Below are 12714 nucleotides of genomic sequence, written 5' to 3' on the forward strand. Positions count from 1 at the left end.
GAACCTGTGGGAGGGGGCGTGCTCGCGGAAGCGGTATGGCAGTCACAAAGATGTTGAATGTGCATACGCCTTCGCGAGCGAGCCCGCTCCCACAGGGATCACTGGTGTTCACAGCATCCGCTGTGGCAGTCGGGGTCTAGATGAACACTATCTCGTACGGCAGCCCCATGCGATCCAGGATGACCCGCGGCACCAGCGGTGCGATGCCGCTGGCGGGTTCGCCGTTGAGCTGGCTGGCGTAGGCGTGCATCGCGTGGCGTTTGCGGGCGGTGGTCCAGACGTCCAGGCGCAGTTTTCGTGCGCGGTGCCAGGGAATCTTGTTCTGCTCGCGAACCGGCCAGTGCCAGGCCCACACCGGCAGCTCGTTGAACGTCGCTCCCACGCTTTCGGCTGCCAGGGCTCCGGCGCGGCCGACGGCTTCGTGATCGCTGTCGCCGTCCTTGCGCCAGGTGCTGAATACCACATCGCCGGGTCGTAGGTAATGCCCGATGAAGGCGGTCAGTTGTGCCTCATGTTCGGTCAGGGCTTTTTCCGGGAAGCCGCCGCGTACCCACTGCAGACCGTGGTCCGACACGCCCAGGCGATGCAGGGCATCCACGCTTTCCTGGGGATGGGGCCGATAGATGCGCAGGCGCTCATCGGTCCACAGCGGCGAAGGGGAGTGGTTGAGGTCCCCGTCGGTGACCGAGATCAGCAAAATCGGATAGTCCAGGTTGCCAAGCAACTGGAGCAACCCGCCGCACGCACCGATTTCATCGCCAGGGTGCGGGGAGAGGATAACGGCACGGGTGCCGGCAGGGATGAGTGTCTGGGTGCTGATGATGGGAATATCGGCCAACTGGGGCGAGCTGTTCCAGATTTGCGGGTGCTGCCGGCCTTGCGAGCGAGAGGCAAGTTTCATGGGGTACGTCCTTGTCGTATTCAATCTTTCAGCCACGCATCGGGCCGATTGCCCGGGCGCCCCGAAGGGGCTGGCTGTGATCTGCAGTGTTCCGAATCCTGGAATACCGCCTGCGAAGTATTGACCATGACGCTCGATTCGTCGCGTCACTTGTGTATCTGAACTGCAATTTTTTATTCGAACTGGACTGCGCAACGGGGGAGCACAGCTCCAGAGCCGCGTCCTTGCGGCTCTTGATGCTCTGTTACCGTTTATCACCGATCCCGTGTTTCCTCTTCGCGCTGCAATTCGAACAACAGCAACGAGCGGCCCGTGACGGAGTATTCGGAATCGAAATCGAAACGCTCCCGGCCCCGCACCGTTGGCTGGTTGGTGTCTACCATGCAAGTCCAGAAACTGCCTTCGGGCACTTCAGGCAGGCGGAAATTGACGATGTCGTGGTGCGCGTTGACCACCAGTAGCAACGTCGCATCACCGCCCTTGCGGCGGATGCCAGTCTCCTGGGCACGGCCGTCCATCAGCATCCCCAGGCAGCGACCATGGCTGTCCTGCCAGTGTTCAATGGTCATCTCACTGCCATCCGGTGCCAGCCAGGTTACGTCCTTGACGCCGATGTCCTCGTTGTAATTACCCACCAGGAACCGTCCACGCCGCAGGATCGGGTAGGCCAGGCGCAACTTGATCAGGCGCTTGACGAACTCGAGCAGTGCCGCGCCGTCTTCGCTCAAGTCCCAGTTGACCCAGCCGATTTCGCTGTCCTGGCAATAGGCATTGTTGTTGCCATTCTGGGTGCGGGCGAACTCATCCCCGGCGACGATCATCGGTGTGCCCTGGGCCAACAGCAGGGTCGCGAAGAAGTTGCGCATCTGTCGATGGCGCAGGGCGTTGATCTGCGGATCATCCGTCGGTCCTTCGACACCGTGGTTCCAGGACAGGTTGTTGTTGCTACCGTCCTGGTTGTTCTCGTCGTTGGCTTCGTTGTGCTTGTCGTTGTAGGACACCAGGTCATGCAGGGTAAAACCGTCGTGGGCGGTGACAAAGTTCACCGAGGCATAGGGACGGCGCCCGCGCTGATTGAACATCTCGCCCGAGGCGGTCATGCGACCGGCAAAGTCGGCGAGCTGGCCGTCGTCACCTTTCCAGAATGCGCGCACGGTATCTCGAAACTTGTCGTTCCATTCGACCCAGCCCGGTGGGAAGCGTCCCACCTGATAACCGCCGGGACCGCAGTCCCAAGGCTCGGCGATCATTTTTACCTGGCGCAGCACCGGGTCCTGGCGGCAGGCTACGAGGAAGCTGTGGCGCTCGTCGAAGCCGTCGTGATACCGACCGAGGATGGTTGCAAGGTCGAAGCGGAACCCGTCGACATGCATCTCCGTGGCCCAGTAACGCAGGGAATCGGTGACCATCTGCAGCACGCATGGATGGCTCAGGTCCAGGGTGTTGCCGGTGCCCGAGTCGTTGATGTAGTAGCGTTTGTCATCGGGCATCAGCCGATAGTAGGAGGCATTGTCGATACCGCGCATGGACAGGGTCGGGCCCTGCTCGTTGCCTTCGGCGGTGTGGTTGTAGACCACGTCGAGAATGACTTCCAGATTGGCATCGTGCAGGTGCGCGACCATTTCCTTGAATTCGGCAATCTTGCCGCTGGCCAGGTAGCGCGGGTCAGGGGCGAAGAATGCGATGCTGTTGTAGCCCCAGTAGTTGGTCATGCCTTTATGCAACAGGTGCTGGTCGTTGACGAACGCATGGATGGGCAAGAGCTCGACCGAGGACACTCCCAGCTTGCGAATGTGTTCAAGCACGTCGTCGACCATCAGCCCGGCAAAGGTGCCGCGCAGGTTCTCGGGTACGGCGGGGTGGCGCATGCTGATGCCGCGTACATGGGTCTCGTACAGGATGGTCTTGTCCCAAGGTACGCTGACGCGATGGTCATGGCCCCAGGTATGAGCAGGGTCGATGACCTTGCACTTGGGTACGAACGGGGCGCTATCGCGCTCATCGAAGCTGAGGTCGCCATCGGGGTGGCCGATGGTGTAGCCGAACAGTGCCTCGGACCATTTCAATTGGCCCACCAATTGTTTGGCGTAGGGGTCGATCAGCAGTTTGTTGGGGTTGAAACGATGACCGTTCTCAGGATCATACGGACCGTAGACCCGGTAGCCGTAGATCAACCCGGGATGGGCATCGGGCAGATAGCCGTGATAGATCTCGTCCGTGTACTCCGGCAGTTCGATGCGTTCGAGTTCGACCTCGCCGTTGTCATCGAAAATGCACAGTTCGACCTTGGTGGCGTTGGCTGAGAACAACGCGAAATTGACCCCCAGGCCATCCCAGGTCGCGCCGAGCGGGAACGGCAGCCCTTCACGAATCCGCGATGCCTCGATAACAGGCGGCGGGGTGGTTTTCTTTGGACGGGTCATGGGTTGCTCCTGCAAAAGACAAACAGATACGGCAAAGCGGGTGGCGTAGGAGCTGTCGAGCGAAGCGAGGCTGCGATCTTTCCTCTGCCACTTGAGTCTCAAGCGCAAAGATCAAAAGATCGCCGGCTTCGCCAGCTCCTACAAAGCGGGCGGTGCGACGTCTCGCTGAATCCCCTCGCCACAGGGGGGTGTGCCAGCCTGAGCCCGAGGATCAAACCGCCGGTGGCTTGCGTGCCGCGCGTGGCTTCTTCTCAGCTGGCTTGCCAGCTGCTGGTGCCGCCGCAGCGGGTTTAGCCGCTGGTTTGGCCTTGGGCGTGGTGCTTTTTGGGGCAGCCTTGGCCGTGGTGCTCTTGGCCGCCACAGGCTTGATGCCGTTGGCCTTGCTGGCGGCCGGTTTGCTGGCAGCCTTGGGTGGCTTGCTCGGCGCCAGCGCTTCGGCCTCGGCGAGTTTGCGCGCCATATCCCAATGACGCTCTTCCTGCCCGGTAGGCTTACCTTCGGATTCCCAGATCTGATAGGCGAATTCACGAATGCGTTTATCGTCGGTACTCATCGCAATGCTCCTGACATGACTCAAGATGGGATAAAGACGTTGACCGGGAAATCCCCCAGCGCGGTGCTGACCATCAACTCCCCTTGGGGTGTGACTGCTGCACGTGTAAAAAGTCCCTTCAGTTTTCCATCCTCCACGGCGAACGGTAACGAAACGCGGGTATCGCCCCAGTTAGAAGCGGTCACCCAGGGTTCGCTACCGTCCCCCAGCAGGCGAGCGGCGTGGATCGGCACCACCACGATGGCCCGTTGTTGCTCGTGCTCGCGCATGAACGCCAGGACCCGATCGGCGTGTTCGCCGATCACGGGTAGCGGCTTATAGCTGCCCCGTTGGAACAGCTGCGGGTATTCGGCCCGCAAGGCCAGGGTCTTGGCGATCAGCACCTGCTTGACCCGGCCATCGCGCCAGTCGCTTATCAGCTCGGCAGGAGGATTGCCGACTTGCAGTGCCTGACGGCGGGTGTCGAAGTCCACCGGGCGACGGTTGTCCGGGTCGACCAGGCTGAGATCCCAGAATTCGGCGCCCTGGTACAGGTCCGGTACACCGGGTACCGTCATGCGCAACAAGGTCTGTGCCAGGCTGTTGAGGGCGCCCGCCGGAGCGATGAGCTGGACAGCCTCGGCGATGGCACTGCGCAGCGGTAATCCTTCATCGCACAGCAGCAGTCGTTCCAGGAACATCTGGGTCGCCTGTTCATAGGCGTCGTTGACGGCCGCCCAACTGCTTTGAAGCTTGGCTTCACGCAACGCCTTTCGCTGCCACTGCCACAGGCGTTCATTGTAGGTCGAGAGTGCCTGGTGATCGTTGAGATCAAGGTCCAGCGGCCAGCTTCCGAGCAGCGCCTGGTACATGATCAGCTCATCGCCTGCCGAGGGCGCGGCGGGATCACTGTGCAGCGACGGCGAGAGAATGCGCCATTGCTCGACGCATGCGGTGTACCAGTCAGGACGTTCGCTGAGCACCGCCAATCGCGCCCGGGTGTCTTCGCCGCGCTTGTGGTCGTGGGTGGCAGTCGTGACCAGATTGTCGGGAAAATGCATCTGTCGCTCAAGGCAAGCGTCATGGAACTCCTGCGCCGGAGCGCTGAAACGCTCGGTGTTGTAGCCCACGTCGTTGCGCGACAGCAGTACCGCGCTGCGATACAAGGCGGTGTCCTCCACCGCCTTGGCGGCAGCGGGTGAGGTCAGTTGCTGGAAGCGCACACAGGCATGGCGTAGCCGCTTGCGCTGGTTTCCTCGCGGGCGTTGCCGCCAGGGCATGCCACCGAGCCAGTCGGCCAGGCAGTCGAGTACCGGCCAGTCGGCTTCGCCGAGAGTCTGCCTGGCGCCTTCCAGGGCCTGGCGGAAAAAGCTTTCGTCTTCGGCGCCACGGCCCAAGGCGCTGATATAGGTGCGGTACACAGGGAAGTGCACGATGAGCTCCTGCAATGCCCGGCGAATCGCACCGAGGGTCAGGTCGCGGGTCATCACGTCGTCCCGGGCGACTTGCAGCAGGGCCTGGGCAACGCTTTCGAAGTCCCCGGCCAGGGAGCCGTTGAGAATCTGCTGGCGGGCCAGTCGGGCTTCCTCGATAAAGTGCGCCGGGCGTTCGCTGTGTCGGCTCCAGAACTCGGCGAGGGGAGCGGCACCGTTCGGATCATGCTGCAGCAGCGAAACCTGATTCATGAATTCGTAGCCGGTGCTGCCATCGATGTTCCAGTCCCGGCGCAGCGTCTCGCCATTGCCGAGGATTTTCTCGACGAAGATCGGCAGGTGTCGCGACGGTGACAGCGCATCGACGCGCCTGCGCAATTTGCGACAGTAACCGCGAGGATCGGCCAGGCCGTCGATGTGATCGATCCGCAGCCCGTCCACCAGTCCGTCGGCGATCAGCTGGAAAATCTTTGCGTGAGTGGCTTCAAACACCGCAGGGCGTTCGACCCGCAGGCCGCCCAGTTCGTTGACATCGAAAAACCGCCGCCAGTTGATGTCGTCCGCCGCTGTGCGCCAGCTGGCGAGGCGGTAGCTCTGGCGCTCCAACAGTTGATGCAGGCGTTCGAAGCCCTCGGGGTCTTCGGAATCGTAGCCGCGCAGGTTGTCTTCGATGGCCGCCAGGATGTCGGCTTGCCCGGCCAGCTCGCTCAGTTCCTGCTGGAGGGGGCGGGCGAGGGTATGGGCATCGGTCTGGTAGTTCAGCGTGGTGAAGCGTTCCGCCAGGGACTTGAGGGATTCGGCCTGTTCGGCCGGCAAGGTGTCGGCGGGTTTGAGCAGTTCGCCGTACTGCATCGGGCAGATGGGAAAGTGGTGCTCGTAATGTTCAACGTAGAAGCGGCCCAGTGCAGGGGCGAAGCGCAGCCTCAGCGTTCCTTCCTGCAATGCCACGCCGTAATCGCTGCCCAGGAACGGCAGCAGCAACTGGCCTTCCATCAGCGGATCGGGAGAGTGCCACTGGATATCGAAGAACTGGCCATAGGGGCTCAGGCGCCCCCACTCGAGCAGGTCCAGCCACCAGGGGTTGTCGTTACCGCCGACGGCCATGTGATTGGACACGATGTCGAGGATCAGGCCCATCCGATGCTCGCGCAAGGCCGCCACCAGGCGCCTGAGCGCGGCTTCGCCACCGAGTTCGGGGTTGACCAGGGTCGGGTCGACTACGTCGTAGCCGTGCATCGAGCCGGCCCGGGCCTTGAGCAGGGGGGAGGCGTATACATGGCTGATGCCCAGCGAGGCGAAGTACGGTACCAGCGGTACCGCATCGTCCAGGGTAAAGCCTTTATGGAACTGCAAGCGCAGGGTTGCCCGCAGGGGGTGGGTCGACGTCTGTTTCATCGGTCACGCTCGTTCGCCTGAAGCCTTGCACAGGCGAGTATTTCCAGGCGCCGAGCGGCGTCCGGGCCATCCAGTAGCGCCTGGCTCTCGCCGGGCAGGCGCCTGCGCCAATTGGGATGAGTGTCGGTGGTGCCGGGCAGATTGGCCTGCTCATCGATGCCCAGTGCGTCTTCGAGCGGCAGCAGCACCAGCGGGGCACGGGTATGGCCGAGGAAACGCACGCTGGCGTCCAGTACTTGATCAGTCTCGTGATGTTCTTCGCGAAAATTCTGCGGGTCCTGGTTCAGCACGTCGCGCAGGCCCTCGCGTTCACGCTCGCGGTGCCGGCGCCAATCCATTTCGGTGTGGGAGTCGATCAGGTCCAGCCGGGCATTCCAGTCGATGTCATGACCATGCCACCAGCCGTTGAGGGTCGGCAAATCATGGGTGCTGGTGGTCGCCAGGGCATTGTCCGGCCAATCGAGAATGGGCTTGAAGCGGGTGTTGTCTTGTTCGAACAACAGTACCCGCATGCCCAGGATCGAGCGGGCGCTGAGCTTCTCCCTCAGGCCATCAGGTACCGTGCCAAGGTCCTCGCCGAGCACTATGGCCCGGTGGCGATGGGATTCGAGGGCCAACAGGCGCAGCAAATCGTCCACCGGATAATACAGGTAGGCGCCATCGGACGGCGGCGCATCGTTGGGAATCACCCACAGCCGTTGCAGGCCCATGACGTGATCGATGCGCAAGCCGCCGGCATGGGCAAAGTTGGCCCGCAACATCTCAATGAAGGCGCGAAAGCCATTGCGGACCAGGCCTTCCGGCGAAAACGCCGAGATGCCCCAGCCCTGGCCGGAACGATTCAGGATGTCCGGTGGCGCCCCCACGGTCAGCGAGGCCAGCAGTTCATCCTGGCGGCTCCAGGCCTGGCTGCCGGCACCGTCGGCACCCACCGCGAGGTCAGCGATCAGGCCGATGCCCATGCCGCTGGATCTGGCGGCGCTCTGGGCCCGTTCCAGGCACCGGGCAATCAGCCATTGGCAAAAGGCGTAGTAGCCGATTTCGTCGGCGTTTTCCTCGGCGAAACGAGCCAGCGCCGCACTGCGCGGGTTGCGCCACTCTTCGGGCCATTGACGCCAGTCGAGGCTTTCACCCCGAGCCGCGCGTTCCGCTTGCAGGGCCTCGAAGCGGCAGTGGTTTTCCAGGGCTTCGCCGCTGGTGTGGCGGAAGCTGCTGAAGTCTTCATGTAGCGGATGTTCGCCCTGACTGAAGCCATCGTACAGGGCACGGAGGATCTTCTGCTTGGCCTCGGCGGCTACCGGCCAGTCCACCAGGGGCTGTTCTTCCAGGTGGCGCAGTTGATTGACCAGGCCTGTGGCGTCGATCGCGGTGCGCAAGGCCCGCTCACCCAGGATCGTGCCCGGCGCGGCATACAGGCTGTTGAGGAACAGCCGGCTCGACGGCGAATAGGGGCTATAGCGACCGGTGTCGCTGCTGAACATCGCGTGTATCGGGCTGATAGCCAGAGCATCGGCACCGCGCTCGCCAGCCACCCGTGCCAGTTCTTCCAGCGCCTGGGTGTCGCCGAAACCGCCGTCGCCGGGGCGACGCAGCGCATACAGCTGTGCGCTCAAGCCCCAAACCCTGGGCGTCGGGTCGTCGACGGCCTCGGCCACGCTGTAGCAGCGGGCAGGCGCGACGGCCAGGGTGAAATGCTGGTCCTGGATGCGGACCTGCTGATAGCCCACCGGAACCATTCCCGGTAGCTTCGCGTCGGCATCGAGCTTCAGGTTCAGCGTAGCGCCGTCCTCGAGCTGGATTTCGCAGGGCGTCGAGCCTTCGAAATAGCGGCTCAGGTCGACGTTGGCACCGACGTCGGCGGTGATCAAGGGGGGCAGACGATGATTCTGTTGATCTTCCTGCAGTTGCAGAAGACTGGCGTCGATTTCCTGGGCACTGCTGGCCGGATGGCCCAGGCCCGTCAGCACCGAGCGCAATACCGCCGGCGAGACTTTCTGGGCCCGGCCATTGGCGTCGATCCAGTCCACCGCCAGGCCCGCGCGGCCGGCGAGGATTTCCAGTTGCGCATCGCTCATGGGCGCTCTCCAGTAATGTTGGGCAACGTTGCCGCTTGCGTCAGAGTGACCAGCGCGCTGTAGGGCGCAAGGGCGCCCTGTTCCAACAGACCCATGGCTTGCCGCGGATGTTCGAAAAGAATGCGCGCTTGTTCCGGGGCGCTATGTTCAACCGGCTGTTCGCTGAGGTTCAGGTCGATGCGCAGTACGCTGCCGTCCTCCATCCGCCAACGCGCACTGATCGCGCCGTGGCCCAGCACGTCGGCTCCCAATGCCTGGATCGCGGGCAGGCGCGGGACGATCTCTTCGCGACGGATTTTCAGCAACTGACGGTACAGCGCTTCGCTGGCTTGCTGCTCCGGTCCACGGGACTCCAGGTTCGGTCGTGAGGCATCGAACGTAGCAGTCGCGTTGGGATCGGGAATGCGTTTGCGCTTCTCGGGGTCGGCAAAGGCACTGAAGGCCTTGAACTCGTTGCGCCGACCCTCACGCACCAACTCAGCCAACTCACCGTGGTGGCTGGTAAAAAACAGGAACGGCTGTTCGGCGAGCACTTCGTCACCCATGAACAGCAACGGAATCATCGGACTCAACAGAAGAAGCACCGTCGCCGCCTGCAGGGCCTGGGGCGGGGTCAATTGGTGCAGGCGCTCGCCCAGGGCCCGGTTGCCGATCTGGTCATGATTCTGCAGGAACAGCACGAACGCGCTGGCGGGCAGGTGGCCACTGGATTCGCCCCGGGGCTCGCCGTGGCGGTTGATGTGACCCTGGAACACGAAACCCTGGCTGAGACAGCGTGCCAGTTTCTCCGTTGTCTGTTCGGCATAGTCGGCGTAATAAGCGTCGGTTTCCCCGGTGAGCAACACATGCAGGGCGTTATGGCCGTCGTCGTTCCACTGGGCGTCGTAACCCTGTTCGAGCAGGCTGGCCTGGTTGTGTTCGTTTTCCACGGTCAGCCAGACATGCCGCGCCGGGTCGACCTGTTGGCGCACCCTGGCGGCCAGTTCCTGGAGAAAGTCCGGATCTTCAATTGCGTGCACGGCATCCAGGCGCAAACCGTCGAAGCGGTATTCCAGCAACCACATGAGCGCATTGTCGATGAAGAAATCCCGCACCTCGCGGCGCCGGAAATCAATGGCCGCGCCCCAGGGGGTGTGCTTGTCTTCGCGAAAGAAGCCCTTGGCGTAGCGGTGCAGGTAGTTGCCATCGGGACCGAAGTGGTTGTAGACCACGTCCAGGATCACAGCAAGGCCGTGGCCATGGGCGCTGTCGATCAGGTGTTTGAGCTGTTCCGGCGTGCCATACGACGCCTGGGGCGCATAGGGCAGTACACCGTCGTAACCCCAGTTGCGATCACCTGGAAACTGCGCCAGGGGCATCAGCTCGATGGCGGTGACACCCAGCCCGGCCAAGCGTGCCAACTGCTGCTCGACCCCCTCGAAGCCACCGAGGGCGCCAACATGCAATTCGTAGATCACTGCTTCGTACCAGGGGCGGCCGGACCATTGGGTGTGACGCCACGCATAAGCGTGGGGATCGACCACCACGCTGGGGCGGTCGATGTCCCCGGCCTGGGCACGTGAAGCGGGGTCGGGTACCTCCAGTTCTCCATCGATGTTGTAGCGATATCGAGTACCAGCGGGGCAGCGGGTCTGGATCATGAACCAGCCGTTGGCTTGGGGCAGCAGCGGTATTGAATCGCCAGTGTCGAGTTCGACACTGACGTAAAACGCATCCGGGGCCCACAGTGCGAAGCGAGTGTGCTCGGCATCAAGCATGATCGCGCCGTGGGTCCAGGTATCAGGCGTCCTTGACGGCATCGATCACCTCATTGTCTGGCCGATTTACCCAGGGATTTCGCCACCAGTTGTTCGTAGAGTTCGGCGTAGGGTTCGACCGCCTTGCTCCAGTTGAAAGGCGCCGACATCGCCCGGCAACGCATGGCGTTGAGCAGGTCGGGGAAAGCGAAGACCTTGAATGCCCGGCTCAATGCCAGTTTGTAGCTGTCCACGGTGGACTCGGCGAACAAAAAGCCGGTAATGCCGTCTTCGATGGTGTCCGCCAGGCCGCCGGTATTGCGCGCCACCGGCAGCGAGCCGAAGCGCTGGGCATACATCTGGCTCAAGCCGCAGGGTTCATAGCGCGAAGGCATCAGCAGGAAGTCGCTGCCGGCGAACATCCGTCGTGCGTCGGTTTCGTTGAAGCCGATACGCACGCCGATCCGGCCGGGGAAGCGCAGCGCCAGCTCGCGCATGGCCTGTTCCTCTTCCGGTTCACCACGGCCGATGATGGCGATCTGGCCGCCGGATTCGACGATGAACTCGGCGACGGCTTCGGTCAGGTCCAGGCCTTTCTGATACACCAGGCGCGACACCACGGCGAACAACGGGCCGTTGGACTCATCGAGACCGAACAGTTCGCGCACATGATCGGCATTCACCGCTTTGCCTTCCCAATCACCGATGGCGAAATTGCGGAACAGGTGTGTATCGGTGGCCGAATCCCAGCTTTCATCAATGCCGTTGGGAATCCCGCTGAGCAAGCCTTGTTGGGTCTTGGCCGCGAGAAAACCATCGAGCCCGCAGCCGAACGCCGGGGTGGTGATTTCCTGGGCATAGGTGGCGCTGACCGTGGTGATATGGCTGGAATAGGCCATGCCGGCCTTGAGAAACGACAGTTTGCCGTAGAACTCCATGCCTTCCTGTTGCAGCGCGTGCTCGGGAATGCCCAGTTCAGGGCAGGAGGCCAGGCTGACGACGCCCTGGTACGCCAGGTTATGGATGGTGAACAGGGTCGGGGTGCGCTGTCCGCGCCAGTGCATGTAGGCGGGTGCCAGCCCGGCCGGCCAGTCGTGGGCATGGACAAGGTCGGGGCACCAGTGGATCTGGGCCAGATTGGCGGCGATGTCTGCCGCGGCCAGGCCCAGGCGTGCGAAGCGGATGTGATTGTCCGGCCAGTCGCGGCCATTGTTGGCACCGTAGGGCGAGCCTTCGCGGGCAAAGAGTTCGGGGCAGATCAGCACGTAGATCACCAGGCCGTCAGCCATGTCCATGCGACCGATCTTGCAGGGAGGCAGTGCGGCATGGCCGCCGAGTTCACCAATGATGTGGATCGGATTGCCGCTGTTCATCACTTGCGGATAACCGGGGATCAGCACCCGGACATCATGCAGGCCGGCCATTGCCCGGGGCAGTGCGGATGAGACGTCGCCCAGGCCGCCGGTTTTCACCAGGTCGGCGATTTCCGAGGTGACGAACAGAACTTTCTTGCGGTTGGGATTCTGGCGGACGACGGGGAGCAGTGCCTTGCCTCCGGTGGATAGCACCGGTGCCATCGGCGATTCAGTCGCCGGCGGTAGTTGTGAACGGACTTGCTGGGGTTCCAAGGCAGCACTGATCATAAATATCTCCTGTTTCTCGATCTGTTTCCGGCAAGCGCCAGAGCTGTTGTTTCATTGGCCGAATCCTGCGGCCAGGCGCACAAGCGCTACGCAAGGAGAGCAAAGCGCTGCCCAATGCGGCGAAGCGAATCAGGTAATAGGGCTGTGCAAGGACTGCACCACCCGCTGTTGCCCTACCTCTAACCTGACCCGTCGCCGTCACGAAAAGTTTCGACTTTTTTTCCTCTGGATGACCGGTCGGTTTTCCACCCGGATTGGCAGTCTAGGTCAGAACCTAGAGCGGTGCGGTGCGCTTCGTCGATTTGTCGGACAATCACGTTTTTTGTCGGCAATGTCTTACAGGACAAAGGGAGATACCCGCCGACGAAGTGCACGTGTTTGAAATAAAAATGCGGTAGGGGGGCAGGAGCGGTTTCATCGACGTGCGCGATAGGGTGACGTGTTGCACCATTGGAGGGCGTGAGAAATGGAGGCGTTTTGATGGCCTCTATTCATCAACGGCTGGCACTGTTCTGGGGAACGGATTTCGGCGATTGCGCGCTGTCAGCTATGAAGGTGTCAGTTGCTGAATCGCTA

General features: G+C 62.3%; 7 protein-coding genes. All 7 read right to left on the reverse strand.

All coding sequences use genetic code 11. From position 1 onward, the window contains the following. Window positions 1–136 precede the first annotated feature (136 nt). The 7 genes from QZH45_RS14505 to glgA all read right to left on the reverse strand — a co-directional run bounded on the left by QZH45_RS14505 (window position 137) and on the right by glgA (window position 12138). Window positions 137–901 (reverse strand): PIG-L deacetylase family protein, encoded by a 765-nt coding sequence (locus QZH45_RS14505; RefSeq protein ID WP_055135923.1) that lies wholly within the window; start codon window positions 899–901, stop codon window positions 137–139. A gap of 254 nt (window positions 902–1155) precedes the next feature. Then, window positions 1156–3324: a glycogen debranching protein GlgX gene (gene glgX, locus QZH45_RS14510; RefSeq protein ID WP_024780021.1), complete on the reverse strand. Its 2169-nt coding sequence runs from the start codon at window positions 3322–3324 to the stop codon at window positions 1156–1158. 211 nt (window positions 3325–3535) lie between these two features. Then, window positions 3536–3877 carry a DUF2934 domain-containing protein gene (locus QZH45_RS14515; protein ID WP_024780022.1) on the reverse strand — a complete coding sequence of 114 codons (342 nt, stop codon included), beginning with the start codon at window positions 3875–3877 and terminating at the stop codon, window positions 3536–3538. Window positions 3878–3897: 20 nt separating this feature from the next. Further along, window positions 3898–6684: a malto-oligosyltrehalose synthase gene (locus QZH45_RS14520; RefSeq protein WP_055136140.1), complete on the reverse strand. Its 2787-nt coding sequence runs from the start codon at window positions 6682–6684 to the stop codon at window positions 3898–3900. Beyond that, window positions 6681–8759 (reverse strand): 4-alpha-glucanotransferase, encoded by a 2079-nt coding sequence (gene malQ, locus QZH45_RS14525; protein ID WP_053191710.1) that lies wholly within the window; start codon window positions 8757–8759, stop codon window positions 6681–6683. The genes QZH45_RS14520 and malQ overlap by 4 nt, the downstream gene beginning before the upstream one ends. Then, window positions 8756–10558 carry a malto-oligosyltrehalose trehalohydrolase gene (gene treZ, locus QZH45_RS14530; protein WP_024780025.1) on the reverse strand — a complete coding sequence of 601 codons (1803 nt, stop codon included), beginning with the start codon at window positions 10556–10558 and terminating at the stop codon, window positions 8756–8758. The genes malQ and treZ overlap by 4 nt, the downstream gene beginning before the upstream one ends. An 8-nt stretch (window positions 10559–10566) precedes the next feature. After that, a complete protein-coding gene (gene glgA, locus QZH45_RS14535) occupies window positions 10567–12138 on the reverse strand; it encodes a glycogen synthase GlgA (protein ID WP_024780026.1) in 1572 nt (523 codons plus the stop codon). Window positions 12139–12714 lie beyond the last annotated feature (576 nt).

The sequence above is a fragment of the Pseudomonas corrugata genome, from assembly GCF_050920615.1.
Classification (GTDB): Bacteria; Pseudomonadota; Gammaproteobacteria; order Pseudomonadales; family Pseudomonadaceae; genus Aquipseudomonas; species Aquipseudomonas corrugata.